Annotated in this window: 16 protein-coding genes and 5 tRNA genes; 15 read left to right on the plus strand and 6 right to left on the minus strand. The window is 70.5% G+C overall.

Features of this window, described 5'->3' with window-relative positions; genetic code table 11:
- Nucleotides 1-22: 22 nt before the first annotated feature.
- From ABZ471_RS02045 to ABZ471_RS02075, 7 genes are all read left to right on the plus strand, one after another.
- A complete protein-coding gene (locus tag ABZ471_RS02045; protein WP_359061390.1) occupies nt 23-2,275 on the plus strand; it encodes a FlgD immunoglobulin-like domain containing protein in 2,253 nt (750 codons plus the stop codon).
- Between the two features lie 27 nt (nt 2,276-2,302).
- Entirely contained in the window at nt 2,303-3,034 is a 732-nt protein-coding gene (locus ABZ471_RS02050; RefSeq protein ID WP_359061392.1) for an HAD family hydrolase, read from the plus strand.
- A 91-nt stretch (nt 3,035-3,125) separates the two neighbouring features.
- Nucleotides 3,126-3,197, plus strand: a tRNA-Gln gene (locus ABZ471_RS02055).
- Nucleotides 3,198-3,218: 21 nt separating this feature from the next.
- Nucleotides 3,219-3,291, plus strand: a tRNA-Glu gene (locus ABZ471_RS02060).
- 29 nt (nt 3,292-3,320) lie between these two features.
- A tRNA-Glu gene (locus ABZ471_RS02065) sits at nt 3,321-3,393 on the plus strand.
- A 21-nt stretch (nt 3,394-3,414) separates the two neighbouring features.
- Nucleotides 3,415-3,486 (plus strand) — tRNA-Gln (locus ABZ471_RS02070).
- A gap of 28 nt (nt 3,487-3,514) precedes the next feature.
- A tRNA-Glu gene (locus ABZ471_RS02075) sits at nt 3,515-3,587 on the plus strand.
- A gap of 51 nt (nt 3,588-3,638) precedes the next feature.
- On the opposite strand, the gene ABZ471_RS02080 is transcribed toward ABZ471_RS02075, so the two are convergent.
- A complete protein-coding gene (locus tag ABZ471_RS02080; RefSeq protein ID WP_359061394.1) occupies nt 3,639-4,283 on the minus strand; it encodes a MerR family transcriptional regulator in 645 nt (214 codons plus the stop codon).
- 80 nt (nt 4,284-4,363) lie between these two features.
- Between ABZ471_RS02080 and ABZ471_RS02085 the strand changes: the two genes are divergently transcribed.
- Entirely contained in the window at nt 4,364-4,873 is a 510-nt protein-coding gene (locus tag ABZ471_RS02085; RefSeq protein WP_359061396.1) for a DUF4188 domain-containing protein, read from the plus strand.
- Nucleotides 4,874-4,954: 81 nt separating this feature from the next.
- Here the strand turns inward: ABZ471_RS02085 and ndgR are convergent, their stop codons facing one another.
- On the minus strand, nt 4,955-5,671 hold the full coding sequence (gene ndgR, locus ABZ471_RS02090) for an IclR family transcriptional regulator NdgR (RefSeq protein WP_053762813.1): 717 nt from the start codon (nt 5,669-5,671) through the stop codon (nt 4,955-4,957).
- A gap of 188 nt (nt 5,672-5,859) precedes the next feature.
- Between ndgR and leuC the strand changes: the two genes are divergently transcribed.
- The 4 genes from leuC to ABZ471_RS02110 all read left to right on the plus strand — a co-directional run bounded on the left by leuC (nt 5,860) and on the right by ABZ471_RS02110 (nt 9,172).
- The gene (gene leuC, locus ABZ471_RS02095) at nt 5,860-7,284 is read left to right on the plus strand and encodes a 3-isopropylmalate dehydratase large subunit (RefSeq protein WP_359061398.1); all 1,425 of its coding nucleotides are present in this window, start codon (nt 5,860-5,862) and stop codon (nt 7,282-7,284) included.
- 5 nt (nt 7,285-7,289) lie between these two features.
- Complete coding sequence (gene leuD, locus ABZ471_RS02100) at nt 7,290-7,883, plus strand: 3-isopropylmalate dehydratase small subunit (RefSeq protein WP_359061400.1); 594 nt, start codon at nt 7,290-7,292, stop codon at nt 7,881-7,883.
- 274 nt (nt 7,884-8,157) lie between these two features.
- Complete coding sequence (locus ABZ471_RS02105; RefSeq protein ID WP_359061402.1) at nt 8,158-8,388, plus strand: hypothetical protein; 231 nt, start codon at nt 8,158-8,160, stop codon at nt 8,386-8,388.
- 136 nt (nt 8,389-8,524) lie between these two features.
- A complete protein-coding gene (locus tag ABZ471_RS02110; RefSeq protein WP_359061404.1) occupies nt 8,525-9,172 on the plus strand; it encodes an HU family DNA-binding protein in 648 nt (215 codons plus the stop codon).
- 72 nt (nt 9,173-9,244) lie between these two features.
- Here ABZ471_RS02110 and ABZ471_RS02115 read toward each other — a convergent pair whose 3' ends face one another.
- Complete coding sequence (locus ABZ471_RS02115; RefSeq protein WP_359061406.1) at nt 9,245-9,448, minus strand: hypothetical protein; 204 nt, start codon at nt 9,446-9,448, stop codon at nt 9,245-9,247.
- Between the two features lie 40 nt (nt 9,449-9,488).
- Entirely contained in the window at nt 9,489-10,127 is a 639-nt protein-coding gene (gene cofC / locus ABZ471_RS02120; RefSeq protein WP_359061408.1) for a 2-phospho-L-lactate guanylyltransferase, read from the minus strand.
- Between the two features lie 153 nt (nt 10,128-10,280).
- Between cofC and ABZ471_RS02125 the strand changes: the two genes are divergently transcribed.
- From ABZ471_RS02125 to ABZ471_RS02135, 3 genes are all read left to right on the plus strand, one after another.
- Entirely contained in the window at nt 10,281-11,087 is an 807-nt protein-coding gene (locus ABZ471_RS02125) for a lysophospholipid acyltransferase family protein (protein WP_359061410.1), read from the plus strand.
- Nucleotides 11,084-12,094: an NAD(P)H-dependent glycerol-3-phosphate dehydrogenase gene (locus ABZ471_RS02130; protein WP_359061412.1), complete on the plus strand. Its 1,011-nt coding sequence runs from the start codon at nt 11,084-11,086 to the stop codon at nt 12,092-12,094. Before ABZ471_RS02125 ends, ABZ471_RS02130 begins: the two co-directional genes overlap by 4 nt.
- Before the next feature lie 69 nt (nt 12,095-12,163).
- Nucleotides 12,164-13,339 (plus strand): D-alanine--D-alanine ligase family protein, encoded by a 1,176-nt coding sequence (locus ABZ471_RS02135; protein ID WP_359061414.1) that lies wholly within the window; start codon nt 12,164-12,166, stop codon nt 13,337-13,339.
- A 15-nt stretch (nt 13,340-13,354) separates the two neighbouring features.
- Here the strand turns inward: ABZ471_RS02135 and ABZ471_RS02140 are convergent, their stop codons facing one another.
- A complete protein-coding gene (locus ABZ471_RS02140; protein WP_359061416.1) occupies nt 13,355-13,870 on the minus strand; it encodes a DUF3515 domain-containing protein in 516 nt (171 codons plus the stop codon).
- Nucleotides 13,871-13,890: 20 nt separating this feature from the next.
- Nucleotides 13,891-14,124: an Lrp/AsnC ligand binding domain-containing protein gene (locus ABZ471_RS02145; protein ID WP_003997603.1), complete on the minus strand. Its 234-nt coding sequence runs from the start codon at nt 14,122-14,124 to the stop codon at nt 13,891-13,893.
- Nucleotides 14,125-14,184: the final 60 nt, after the last annotated feature.

Raw genomic sequence — 14,184 nt, forward strand, 5'->3', positions numbered from 1 at the left:
ACCTGTGCAGGGGGTGGGGGACGTGACCCGTTCACGAAACGAAGTGATCCGTTCGCGAAGACTGGCCACGGTCGTCGTCGCCGGAGCAGTGGCTCTGACCTGCGCCGCGGCGACCGCGCCCGCGCAGGCCGGGCCCATCGTCCTGCCGCCACCGGCCGGCACCGTCACACTCAGGTCGGAGCAGCCGACGGCCGTCGACTACCTGTGGACGGGGGCGTCCGGGTTCCAGTGGCGTGCGCGGAACGCCGCCGGCTTCGGCACCTGGGTGGGCTACCCGGACTTCGTCCCGCCCGCGCACGCCGGCCCGGACGACCTGGCCACCGGCACCGACGTCGTCAGCACCAGGAACGGTGCCACGGTCACGCAGAAGCACCGCTCCACCGGAGTGACCGCCACCGTCACGATCCCGGCCGGCCAGACCTACGCGACCACGTCCGGCTGGAGCGTGCTCACCCAGGACATCTCCGGCACCCCGCACGTCCTGCGCGCCGCTGCCGACGGCTCCACCACGGACCACCCGGTGACCGGGCTCCCCGCGGGTGCCGAGCCCACCGGCTACGTCCCGGGCGGCTCGGTCCGCCGGGTCGCGATCGTCTACACCCTGGGCGGGACGACCTCCGTGGGCCTCGTGGACCTGCGGGACGGCGCCTTCCGTACCTACGTCACAGGGGTGGACGCCGCCCCGCCGGTCCGCTTCAACGACCGCTGGCTGGTCGCCGACTGGAGGTACGTCCGCACCGACGCCGCCCCCGGCACCGAGCCCACCCGGCTCACCCGCTGGGGCGCCGAGCCGGTGGCCGTCGTCGGTGACCAACTCCTCATCGGCAACCCGACCTTCGTACAGGCCGGCACCAAGCCCGCGCTGACCGCCCGCTCGCTGGTCACCGGCGAGACCTCCACCGTGCTTGCGGACTCCTCCGGAGCGCTCGCACCGACCCCGGACGGCGGCGCGCTCGCCACCGCCGGGCCCTCCAGCCTCGACTGGAACGTCCACCGCATCACGCCCACCGGGGCCGGCGGGACCGCCACCGAGAAGGTGGTCCAGATCCCGGCCGACCGGGTACGGGTGGAGGGACTGGCTCTCGCCGGCGGCGAGCTGTTCCTGGACGGCCGACAGGGGAACGGCCACCGGTTCTTCGGCTTCGCACTGGACGCCGCCGGCCGGCCGGCCGGACCCCAGACCCGGCGCAGCCGCGTCCTGAGCAACCCGTCCTGTCTCACGGGCGACGCCGCCTGCCCCCAGATGGAGGCCCTCGGCGACGGACAGGTCGCCTTCCTGACCTCCGACGACTCCGGCCAGGAGTCGGTGGCCGAGACCGGCCTCGACACCGGCACTCCGGCGAGCGTGCCGACGGGCGACTCCCGCGGCCGCATCGCCGGCGGCACCGGCCGCTACGTTCTCTACAACGGCGGTACGCCCGGCGTGCAGAAGATCGCCGACTTCCCGCGCGGCGCCACGTCCGGCGAGACCGTGCTCAGCCGGAGCCGCACCGCCGCTGCCCTGTGGGGCCAGGTCCTGTGGACGCCCGGCAGCGCCAAGGGGTCGATCACCGGCCGCGATCTGAAGGCCGGCAGGACCACGACCATCGTCGCCACCGACGCCCGGTGCACGCCCACCGACATCCAGGCCGTCAACACCTGGCTCTACTGGAGCTGCGGCTCCGCCGGCCCGGCCGGGATCTACGACCGGGCGGCCGAGCGGAACATCCCGGTGCCCGCCGGTTCCTCCCCGGCCCGCCTCGGCGACGGCTTCCTGGTGCGCGAGAACCGGACCACGCACGAACTCCTGCTCACCGATGTCCACACGGGCACCGCGAAGACCCGCACCGTGGCCGTCCTGCCCACGACGGACCAGAACACCGGCGCCGTCAACGGCCGCTGGGCCGTGGACCGCTTCGGCGGTCAGATCGCCTACCTCACCGCGACCTACGGGCGGGTGGTCATCGTCCCCAGCGGCGTCCCCGCCTCCCCGCTCGCGCAGATGGAGGCGCAGGTCTACTCGCCGTCCGTCATCGGCAGGTCGATGCCGTGGTCGCCGGTGTGGCAGCTGAACAAGCCGTCCACCTGGACCCTGACGCTCGCCACGGCCTCGGGCAAGGTCCTGCGCACCCTGACCGGAGCCTCCACAGGAGCGGCCGTACGCCCGGCCTGGGACGGTACGACCGACAGCGGCGCCGGGGTCGTGCCCGGCACGTACACCTGGAAGCTCATCGCCCAGCCCCGCGACGGCCAGGGCCGGAACCTGACCCTGACCGGCACGACGACCCTGGGCTGAGGGCACGCGGGCGGTACGGTCGGTGCCATGACGATCAGAGCTGTCGTGTGGGACGTGGACGACACCCTTTTCGATTACACGACCGCCGATCGCGAGGGCATGCGCGCCCATCTCGCGACGGAGGGCCTGCTCGCCGGGTACGACACGCCGGAGCAGGCCCTCGTCCGGTGGCGGGAGATCACCGACCGGCAGTGGGCGCGCTTCTCCGCCGGGGAGGTCTCCTTCGAGGGGCAGCGGCGCGACCGTGTACGGGCCTTCCTGGAGCAGGAGCTGTCCGACACCGAGGCCGACTCCTGGTTCCGGCGTTACATCGGTCACTACGAGGCCGCCTGGAGCCTGTTCCCGGACGTGCTGCCGGCCCTGGACGCCCTCGCCGCCAGCCACCGGCACGCGGTGCTGTCCAACTCCAGCCTCACGGTCCAGGAACACAAGCTGCGCACCCTCGGTGTCCGCGACCGCTTCGAGAGCGTGCTGTGCGCCGCCGAGCTGGGCGTCTCCAAGCCGGAGGCCGGGGCGTTCCGCGCGGCCCTGGAGGCGCTGGGCCTGCCCTCGCACGAGGTGGCGTACGTCGGCGACCACCCGGAGATCGACGGACGGGGCGCCGCGGAGGCCGGGCTGCTGTCCGTCTGGATCGACCGCGGCGGGGTGTACGCGCAGAGCGCGGACGCCGTGGCGGCCCACCGGATCACGACCCTCGCCGAACTCCCCGCGCTGGTGCGCTCGGATACTCGTTTTGGAGCCCCGTCCACCTTCGGGTAATGTTCTTCCTGCGCCGCCGGGGAGCGGGCCGAAAGGCCGGAACCCGGGGGAGCAAACTAGAACGAGATCCCCTCAGGGGCTTGAGTTCCAGTGGCCTATGGTGTAATTGGCAGCACGACTGATTCTGGTTCAGTTAGTCTTGGTTCGAGTCCAGGTAGGCCAGCTCGCAGAGCTCATCTGCAAAGCCCCCGTTGTGTAGCGGCCTAGCACGCTGCCCTCTCAAGGCAGTAGCGCCGGTTCGAATCCGGTCGGGGGTACTGATCCTGATCTTGTCGGGATCGCTAGGGCCCCCGTTGTGTAGCGGCCTAGCACGCCGCCCTCTCAAGGCGGTAGCGCCGGTTCGAATCCGGTCGGGGGTACTGACTGGTCTAAGCCATCATTGGTCTATGGTGTAATTGGCAGCACGACTGATTCTGGTTCAGTTAGTCTTGGTTCGAGTCCAGGTAGACCAGCTCGGACCTGCGGAAACGCAGAGTCCAGGCCCCCGTTGTGTAGCGGCCTAGCACGCCGCCCTCTCAAGGCGGTAGCGCCGGTTCGAATCCGGTCGGGGGTACGCACAGGGAAGGCCCTCCACTTCGGTGGGGGGCCTTCGTCGTACCCGGACCTACTCGAAGCCGTACCGTCGGCCCGACTCCTCCTCCTGGGCCAGCCGGCGCAGCGCCTGCAGCATCGGCTCGGTCAGTACGGCGCCGAGCACCGCTGTCTCCACCCTCTCTGCCTCCGACGGATGCGTCTCCACGAAGTCCACGTCAAGCTTTGCGACCTCGTGCATCAACTTCCCGTAGGCCACCAGCAGTTCGGCGCCCCAGTCGTAGCCGAGCCGGCGGAACGCGGCCACCGCCACCACCAGGGAGCGGTACGCGGGCGAGATGGTCGTCAGCAGCCGGGCGTTGGACCAACCCAGCGTCTCCAGCAGCTCGTCCGCCTCCCGGTGCGCGGCCCGCACGAAGTCGTCCTCCTCGTCCGGCTCCGGCACCTGCGGCAGCGCCCACAGGGCCGCGCCCAGCCGGATCGCGCGGCCCAGGGACTCGTCGTCGACGTTCCGCAGCACCTCCCGGACCGTGGCCACCGGGAGCCTGCCGACCTGGATCATCGCGCGCACCAGCCGCAGCCGGCGCAAGTGCTCGTCGTCGTACTCCGCCGTCGTCGTGTTGATCTGGCGGCCCGGCGGCAACAGTCCTTCGCGCAGGTAGTACTTGATCGTCGCGGTGGACACACCGCTGCGTCTGCTCAGCTCGGCCAGCCGCATGTCTTGCGCTCCTTCTTGGATAAGGGCACTATCCAAGCATCCGTACTTGGATAGCGTCGCTCACCAACGAGGGGGAAGTCATGGTGTCCCGTACGACCGCCGACGCGAAGGGCGACGTCGTCGTCCTGCTGATCGGCATGCGGATCAACCGCTTCTGGGCCGTGCACCTGTGGCTGCCTGTGATGCTCGCGATGTTCCGCATGCTCCGGGAGCTGGAGCGGGCCCCTGAGCGGGGGCTGCGGAGCCGGGTGATGCTCACCGCGTCGCCACGGACGTACTACGTCGTGCAGTACTGGGAGTCCAAGGAGAAGCTGTACGCCTACGCGACCGCACCCGACGCCCTCCACCACAAGGCGTGGGCGCTGCTCAACCGGAAGGAGCGGGCCGGGAAGCTGCGGGGGCAGGTGGGCATCTGGCACGAGTCGTACGTCGTGCCGGAGGGGTCGTACGAGGCGATCTACGGGGACATGCCGGCGTTCGGGCTGGCTGCGGCGCACGGCCAGGTGCCGTTGGAGAAGCGGGGCCGGTATGCCAAGGACCGGTTCGCGTACCGGTCACAGAAGGCGCCGGCGGCGGAGAAGGCCGGCTGACGGCGAGGGGGGAGCGGGGGAGCGAGGAGGGCCTGCCGCGGCGTTGAGGCAGGCCCTCCTCGGTGTTCCGGACAGCCCGGCTCAGCCCGAGCGGCGCAGGGCCTCCGAGAGGCGGGCTGCCGCGTCGATGACCGCCTGGGCGTGCATACGGCCCGGGTGGCGGGTCAGGCGCTCGATGGGGCCGGAGACGGAGACCGCGGCCACGACGCGGTTGGAGGGGCCGCGTACGGGCGCGGAGACGGACGCGACGCCCGGCTCGCGCTCGCCGATGGACTGGGCCCAGCCGCGCCGCCGGACGCCCGACAGGGCCGTCGCCGTGAAGCGGGCGCCCTGGAGGCCGCGGTGCAGGCGCTCGGGCTCCTCCCAGGCCATCAGGATCTGCGCCGAGGAGCCGGCCTTCATGGTCAGCGTGGAGCCGACCGGGACCGTGTCCCGCAGGCCGGACAGGCGTTCCGCCGCGGCCACACAGATCCGCATGTCACCCTGGCGACGGTAGAGCTGTGCACTCTCGCCGGTGACATCGCGGAGGTGGGTGAGCACGGGGCCCGCCGTGGCGAGCAGGCGGTCCTCGCCGGCCGCCGCCGCGAGTTCCGACAGGCGCGGGCCGAGGATGAACCGGCCCTGCATGTCGCGTGCCACCATGCGGTGGTGTTCCAGGGCCACGGCCAGGCGGTGGGCCGTGGGTCGTGCCAGTCCGGTGGCCCCGACCAGACCCGCGAGGGTGGCCGGACCGGACTCCAGAGCGCTCAGGACGAGGGCCGCCTTGTCCAGAACGCCGACGCCGCTACTGTTGTCCATGCAACGATACTCACGTCTCACTCTGTGAAACGCAAGTTCAATTTTCCGTGGAACGCGCCACCCTGGAATCACACAGCGGCCCGTGAACCAAAGGGCCTGGCGGCAGACGCCCGAACAGGGGCGCGGGCGCCGTCTCCTCAAGATCTCTAGTTGGGCCGGTGGACGATCGCCGGCCGGAGGGAACGCAGATGGGTAGGACACTCGCGGAGAAGGTCTGGGACGACCACGTCGTCCGGCGCGCCGAGGGCGAGCCCGACCTCCTCTTCATCGATCTGCACCTGCTGCACGAGGTGACCAGCCCGCAGGCCTTCGACGGGCTGCGGCAGAACGGTCGCGCGGTGCGTCGCCTGGACCTCACCATCGCGACCGAGGACCACAACACCCCGACCCTCGACATCGACAAGCCCATCGCCGACCCGGTCTCCCGCGTCCAGCTGGAGACGCTGCGCAGGAACTGCGCCGAGTTCGGGGTGCGGCTGCATCCGCTCGGCGACGTCGAGCAGGGTGTCGTGCACGTCGTCGGCCCGCAGCTGGGTCTGACCCAGCCCGGTACGACGGTCGTCTGCGGTGACTCGCACACCTCCACGCACGGTGCCTTCGGCGCGCTGGCGTTCGGCATCGGCACCTCCCAGGTCGAGCACGTGCTGGCCACCCAGACGCTGCCGCTGGCCCGCCCCAGGACCATGGCCATCACCGTCGAGGGTGAGCTGCCCGAGGGCGTCACCGCCAAGGACCTGATCCTGGCGATCATCGCCAGGATCGGCACGGGCGGCGGCCAGGGCTACATCCTGGAGTACCGCGGCTCCGCCATCGAGAAGCTCTCGATGGAGGCCCGCATGACCATCTGCAACATGTCGATCGAGGCCGGTGCCCGCGCGGGCATGATCGCCCCCGACGAGACCACCTTCGCCTACCTCCAGGGCCGTCCGCACGCCCCCGAGGGCGCCGACTGGGACGCGGCGGTCGAGTACTGGAAGACCCTGCGCACCGACGAGGACGCCGTCTTCGACGCCGAGGTCGTCATCAACGCCGAAGAGCTGTCGCCGTTCGTCACCTGGGGCACCAACCCCGGCCAGGGCGCGCCGCTTTCGGCCGGCGTCCCCGATCCGGCTTCGTACGAAGACGCTTCGGAGCGCCTGGCCGCCGAAAAGGCCCTGGAATACATGGGGTTGGACGCCGGCCAGCCGCTGCGCTCCATCAAGGTGGACACCGTCTTCGTAGGCTCCTGCACCAACGGCCGTATCGAGGACCTGCGCGCCGCCGCCGACATCCTCAAGGACCGCAAAGTCGCCGACGGCGTACGGATGCTGGTCGTCCCGGGCTCCGTGCGGGTCGGTCTGCAGGCCGTCTCCGAGGGCCTGGACGTGGTCTTCAAGGAGGCCGGCGCCGAATGGCGGCACGCGGGCTGCTCGATGTGCCTGGGCATGAACCCCGACCAGCTGGCCCCCGGTGAGCGCTCGGCGTCCACCTCCAACCGCAACTTCGAGGGACGGCAGGGCAAGGGCGGCCGTACGCACCTGGTGTCGCCGCAGGTCGCGGCCGCGACCGCCGTCCTCGGCCACCTGGCTTCGCCCGCCGACCTGTCCGACGCCCCCGCGCCCGCTGGAGTCTGAGAACCATGGAAGCCTTCACCACCCACACCGGCCGGGCCGTCCCGCTGCGCCGCAGCAACGTCGACACCGACCAGATCATCCCTGCTCACTGGCTCAAGAAGGTGACCCGGGACGGCTTCGAGGACGGTCTGTTCGAGGCCTGGCGCAAGGACGAGACCTTCGTCCTCAACCTCCCCGAGCGGCAGGGCGCCACGGTGCTGGTAGCCGGCCCCGACTTCGGCACCGGCTCCTCCCGTGAGCACGCCGTCTGGGCGCTGCAGAACTACGGCTTCAAGACCGTGATCTCCTCCCGCTTCGCGGACATCTTCCGGGGCAACTCGCTGAAGAACGGCCTGCTCACCGTGGTTCTCGACCAGAAGGTCGTGGACGCGCTGTGGGAGCTGACCGAGCGGGACCCGCAGGCCGAGATCACCGTCGACCTGGAGGCCCGCGAGGTGCGCGCCGAGGGCGTCACCGCCTCCTTCGAGCTGGACGAGAACTCCCGCTGGCGGCTGCTGAACGGCCTGGACGACATCTCCATCACCCTCCAGAACGAGGCCGACATCGCCGCCTACGAGACCAAGCGGCCCTCGTACAAGCCGCGGACGCTCCCGGTCTGATCCGGATCCCGGCCAGGTCTGATCCACGTCAGATTTCGGCCACCGCAGCACCTCTTCTGTACCCCCGATCGCCACGATTGGGGGTACAGCCATGTCTGCACCCGAACGGCTCTGCACGTTCCCGCACGTCCGCCCAACTCCCCACGTTACTAAGGCTGTTGCCTGGGTACGTGAGTGCCGAGACCGCGGCTTCCGCAAGTGCCCGGAAGGCCATTTGAGGCGGCAGTTACACCCTGCGCAGGCGACAACTCGCCCCAGATGGCACAATCTGTGCATGGAACACGACGGCCAACTCGAGCTCTATGCGGCGGTCGCGGTCCGACTGAAGGAAGCGCACGCAAGAGTGCGCGCACTGCAAGTCCCGGAGGGCGTACGGATGGCGCTGACCCGGAAGCTGCTGGTCATTACGGCCGCGGCCAAGCACGATCTCGCCGATGCGGCAAGGCGGCTCGAGCGGTTCACCCAGGACCTCGACGAGGGTCGGATCCCTGACGAGGACCGCTGAACAGCCCGTGACAACCGAGTCCGTTGCGGCACAAGGGTGATAAGCCCGTTTCGTGTTTGATTTGCGGTATATATCTGCCTAACGTGCGAAAAAGCTTGAACACTTTCGTTCTGGCGATGTCTCCGAAGGGGAAGACGTGAACAAGGCGCAGCTCGTAGAAGCGATTGCCGACAAGATGGGCGGCCGCCAGCAGGCCGCCGATGCTGTCGACGCGGTCCTGGACGCAGTCGTCCGCGCGGTCGTCGCGGGCGACCGGGTCTCGGTCACCGGCTTCGGGTCCTTCGAGAAGGTGGACCGTCCCGCCCGTTACGCCCGTAACCCGCAGACGGGAGAGCGGGTTCGGGTCAAGAAGACCTCCGTGCCGCGCTTCCGTGCGGGCCAGGGCTTCAAGGACCTGGTCAGCGGTTCGAAGAAGCTGCCGCGGGGCGGCGAGGTCGCCGTCAAGAAGGCGCCCAAGGGCAGCCTGACCGGAGGCGCTGCCGCGACGGTCAAGAAGGCCGCGGCCAAGAAGACCGCCAAGGCCGCCGCGAAGAAGGTCACCGCGAAGAAGGCGGCGCCGGTGAAGAAGGTCACCGCGAAGAAGGTCACGGCGAAGAAGGTCACCGCCAAGAAGACCACCGCCGCCGCGAAGAAGACCACGGCCGCCGCGAAGAAGGCCACCGCCAAGAAGACGACGGCCAAGAAGGCCCCGGCGAAGAAGGTCACCGCCAAGAAGGCCCCGGCCAAGAAGTCGACGGCACGCAAGACCACCGCCAAGAAGGCCACCGCCCGCAAGGCGTCGTAAGGCCGCCAGGGCACTCACGCGCCGGGCCGGACTCCCCTCGGGAGCCCGGCCCGCGGTGTGTTCCGGGACGCCTCAGAACGTCTGCAGGGTCACCAGCGTGATCCGCAGGCCGTCCCCGGCGCCCTGCGTCTCGATCCGCACCCGCTGCCCGGGCCGCAGCAGCCGCAGCCCGCCCGCGTCGAACGCCGCCGTACCGAAGGGCACCGGAGTGCCGTCGTCGAGCAGCACCTGCCCGCTGCGGGTCTCGGGGTCGTACGTGTATGCGGTCGCCTGCATGACGGCAGCCTACTGCTCCGCCCGTGACCCCACCGCCCGGCTACTGCCCGGGAATCAGCAGCCGCGCGCTCGCCGCCGCCGTGTGCCGGCCCACGCCGAGCGCCAGTGCCGCGCGCAGGTCCTCGCCGGTGTCCACGTCCTGCCGTACCGAATCGACGCCGGTGAGCGCGAGTTCCGCCGCACCGGAGGTGCCGTGCCGGTTCCGGGAATCCGTGCCGAAAGCCGGGTGCAATTCCCGGCCGGGAGCCGCGGCCAGCAGGGTGGTGCCGAGTGCGGCCGCGTCCGCGAGAAAGGCGCGCGGGAATTCGGCCGCAGCGTCCAGTACCCGGAACAATTCCTGCGGGCGCAGGGCCGGGAGATCGGCGTTCAGGGCCGCGACCGCGGCACGGGGGCACAGGTCCCGTACGACGGCCGCGCCGTGCCGCAGAGCGGCGTTCAGGCCGCTTCCCGGCGCATCCGGGACGATCCGGGCGCCCAGTGCCGCCAGCTCCCGGCCGGCCAGCGTGTCGTCCGTGACGACCGCCACATCCTCGACCGCCGGACAGGCCAGCGCCGCGGCCACCGTGTCCTGCGCGAACGCGAGGGCCAGCCCGGGCCGCACCCCGTCCCCCGCGGTGTCCGCGAGCCTGCTCTTGGCCCGCGCCAGAGGCTTCAGCGGGATGACCAAGGTCCACTGCACCGGCGTACCGTCCTCCCTTGTCGCGCCCATTGTCACCCGGTGCATCCGGCACGACGGAACGCGGGGCGTACGGTGTTCTCGACAGACCGGCAACCTGGGGCGACACTTGTGCGGCCCCCGGGCCCGGAGCAAGTCCTAGAGGAAGGTGTCCGCGTGTCCCGCCGCAGAATCGGGTTCTGGTACCGCTTCGCAGCGGTCCTCTGCAAACCGCCACTGGTGGTTCTGATCAAGCGGGACTGGCGTGGAATGGAGCACATTCCGGCCGACGGCGGATTTATCACCGCGGTGAACCACAATTCCCACGTGGACCCCTTCGCGTACGCGCACTATCAGTACAACACCGGACGGGTTCCGCGATTCCTCGCGAAGAGCGGACTTTTCAAGAAGGGATTCGTCGGCGCCGCGATGCGCGGTACCGGGCAGATCCCCGTCTACCGCGAGAGCACGGACGCGCTCAGCGCCTTCCGGGCCGCGATCGACGCCGTGGACCGTGGCGAGTGCGTCGCGTTCTACCCCGAGGGCACCCTCACCCGCGACCCGGACGGCTGGCCGATGACCGCCAAGACCGGCGCGGCCCGCGTGGCCCTGCAGACCAAGTGCCCGGTGATCCCGGTCGCCCAGTGGGGCTGCAACGAACTGCTGCCGCCCTACGCCAAGAAGCCCCACCTCTTCCCGCGCAAGACCCACCATGTCCTCGCGGGCCCGCCCGTGGACCTCTCGCGCTTCTACGACAAGGAGATGACCGCCGACCTCCTGAGGGAGGCCACCGAGGTCATCATGGCGGCCATCACCCGCCAGCTGGAGGAGATCCGCGGCGAGAAGGCGCCCGAGCGGCCCTACGACCCGCGCCGCGAGCGGATCGAGCAGCGGCGCAAGACCCGCGCCCAGGCAGGCACGGAAGTCTCGCGGAGCGGTACAGAAGTCTCGCGGAGCGCCACGGAAGAGGAGAGCGGCAAGTGAGCAAGCCTGTCCGGGCAGCCGTCATGGGCACCGGCTCGTGGGGCACCGCCTTCGGCATGGTCCTCGCCGACGCGGGCTGCGAGGTCACCCTGTGGGCCCGCCGCCCCGAGCTGGCCGAGGCGGTCAACTCCACGCGGACCAACCCCGACTACCTGCCCGGCGTCGAACTCCCGGAGAGCGTGCACGCCACAGCGGACGCCGCCGAGGCCCTGCGCGACGCGGACTTCACCGTCCTCGCCGTCCCTTCCCAGACCCTGCGCGCCAACCTCGCCGAGTGGATCCCGCTGCTCGCGCCCGGCACCGTGCTCGTCTCGCTCATGAAGGGCGTCGAACTCGGCTCGGCCATGCGGATGAGCGAGGTCATCGACGACGTCGCCAAGGTCGGCGCCGACCGCATCGCCGTCGTCACCGGACCCAACCTGGCCCGGGAGATCGCCGCGCGCATGCCCGCCGCCGCCGTGGTGGCCTGCACCGACGAGGCGGTCGCCCAGCGGCTCCAGGCCGCCTGCCACACGCCGTACTTCCGGCCGTACACGGAGACGGACGTGGTCGGTTGCGAACTGGGCGGTGCCGTGAAGAATGTCATCGGTCTCGCCGTCGGCATCGCGGACGGCATGGGGCTCGGCGACAACGCCAAGGGCTCGCTCATCACGCGCGGCCTCGCGGAGACCGCCCGGCTCGGTGTCGTGCTCGGCGCCGACCCGTTGACGTTCTCCGGACTCGCGGGCCTCGGCGACCTGGTGGCCACCTGCTCCTCGCCGCTGTCCCGCAACCACACCTTCGGCACCAACCTCGGCAAGGGCATGACCCTGCAGGAGACCATCGCGGTCACCAAGCAGACCGCCGAAGGCGTCAAGTCCTGCGAGTCGGTGGCGGATCTGGCCCGCCGGCACGGCGTCGACATGCCGATCACCGAGACGGTCGTGGACATCGTGCACGAGGGCAAGCCGCCGGTGGTCGCCCTCAAGGAGCTGATGTCGCGCAGCGCGAAGCCCGAGCGACGCTGAGCGACGCCCTTTTTCGGCGGCCCGTCGCCGCTGTATCAGGGCTCTACCAACGGGTACTCTCAACGCGATATGAGCAGCGAGAACCTCCCCCAGAGCCCTGAGCAGCCGTCCCGCAAGCCGCGCGTGGCCGTCGTGTTCGGCGGGCGCAGCTCCGAACACGGGATCTCCGTGGTCACCGCCGGCGCCGTCCTCAGGGCCATCGACCGGACGAAGTACGACGTCCTGCCGATCGGTATCACCGCCGACGGCCGCTGGGCCCTGACGGCCGACGAGCCGGAGCGGATGGCCATCACCGACCGCCGCACCCCCAACGTGGCGGACCTGGCGGAGTCGAGCGAGGGCGGCGTGGTGCTCCCCGTCGACCCCGCGAACCGCGAGGTCGTCTACAGCGAGCCCGGATCGGTGCCCAAGGCCCTCGGCGAGGTCGACGTGGTCTTCCCGGTGCTGCACGGCCCGTACGGCGAGGACGGCACCCTCCAGGGCCTCCTGGAGCTGTCCGGGGTGCCGTACGTGGGCTCGGGCGTGCTCGCCTCGGCCGTCGGCCAGGACAAGGAGTACATGAAGCGGGTGTTCACCTCCTTCGGACTCAAGGTCGGCCCGTACGTGGTGATCCGCCCCCGCGAGTGGGAGCAGTCCGCCCCGAACGGGGACAAAGGTGCCGCCGCCCGCAAGAAGATCGTCGACTTCGCCGGCGAGCACGGCTGGCCGCTGTTCGTGAAGCCCGCGCGCGCGGGTTCCTCGATCGGCATCACCAAGGTCGACGATCCCTCCGGCCTGGACGAGGCGATCGCCGAGGCACAGCGCCACGACCCGAAGATCCTGGTGGAGGCCGCGCTGCGCGGCCGCGAGATCGAGTGCGGCGTCCTGGAGTTCGAGGACGGGCCGCGCGCCTCCGTGCCGGCCGAGATCCCGCCGCCGGACGCGCACGCGTACTACGACTTCCAGGCCAAGTACATCGACTCGACGCCCGGCATCGTCCCGGCGCCGCTCACCGACGAGGAGACCGCCGAGGTGCGGCGCCTCGCGGTCGAGGCGTTCGAGGCGGCCTCCTGCGAGGGCCTGGTCCGCGCGGACTTCTTCCTCACCGAGGACGGCGAGTTCGTGATCAACGAGATCAACACCATGCCCGGCTTCACGCCCATCTCGATGTACCCGCAGATGTGGCAGGCCACCGGCATCAGCTACCCGGAGCTGGTGGACCGCCTGGTGCAGGCCGCGCTGCGCCGCTCGACCGGGCTGCGCTGACCCGTACCGTCACTGTCATCTCATGGAGGCGATCCCCTTGGGGATCGCCTTCTTCACGGAGGTGGCGAGGCCGGTGAGCACCGGTGTGGCGTCCGGTGCGGACATTCCCTCGGGCAGGCTCACCTGCACATAGGCCTCGCGGTTGGCCGTGGTGACCCGCCAGGTGTCGTCGCCCTGCTTCTCCAGCAGCCAGTCCACGCCGTTGACCCCGCCAGGGAGGGCGTCCGCGTCGCCGCCCTCGGCCACCTTGGGGTCGACCATCTTCGGCGGCCGGACGACACCGCAGCGCAGTATGATCGCCGGGCTTCCCCAGCCCGCCGTGTAGGCGGACCGGGGCTCGGGGTCGTCACGGCCCCGTCCGTCAAGCTTCTCGGGCAGCACCCGGTGCAGATCCCGGCACACCTTCGCCGTCTTCGCGTCGGGGCTGGGAACCGCCGCTGCCGCGCTGTCGTCTGCTGTTGAGCAGCCCGCGACCGCGATCAGCAGCGCGGGCGCGAGCAGGCCGAGGGGCCGGTGACGGAAGTTGTTCACCGGCCAAGGGTAGACGGGGGCTACAGATGCACGACCGGACAGGTCAGGGTGCGGGTGATGCCGTCCACTTGCTGGACCTTCGCGACCACCATGCGACCGAGGTCGTCGACGGTGTCGGCCTGGGCGCGCACGATGACGTCGTACGGACCCGTCACGTCCTCGGCCTGGATCACTCCAGGGATCTTGCTGATCGTCTCGGCGACGGTCGACGCCTTGCCGACCTCGGTCTGGATCAGGATGTACGCCTGTACCACGGAACCTCCAGAGCGGCCACGAGGATCATGTGGGGAAAAGGAACGCCACGGTATCGCGTC

The sequence above is a fragment of the Streptomyces sp. NPDC005728 genome (assembly GCF_040630895.1).
Classification (GTDB): Bacteria; Actinomycetota; Actinomycetes; order Streptomycetales; family Streptomycetaceae; genus Streptomyces.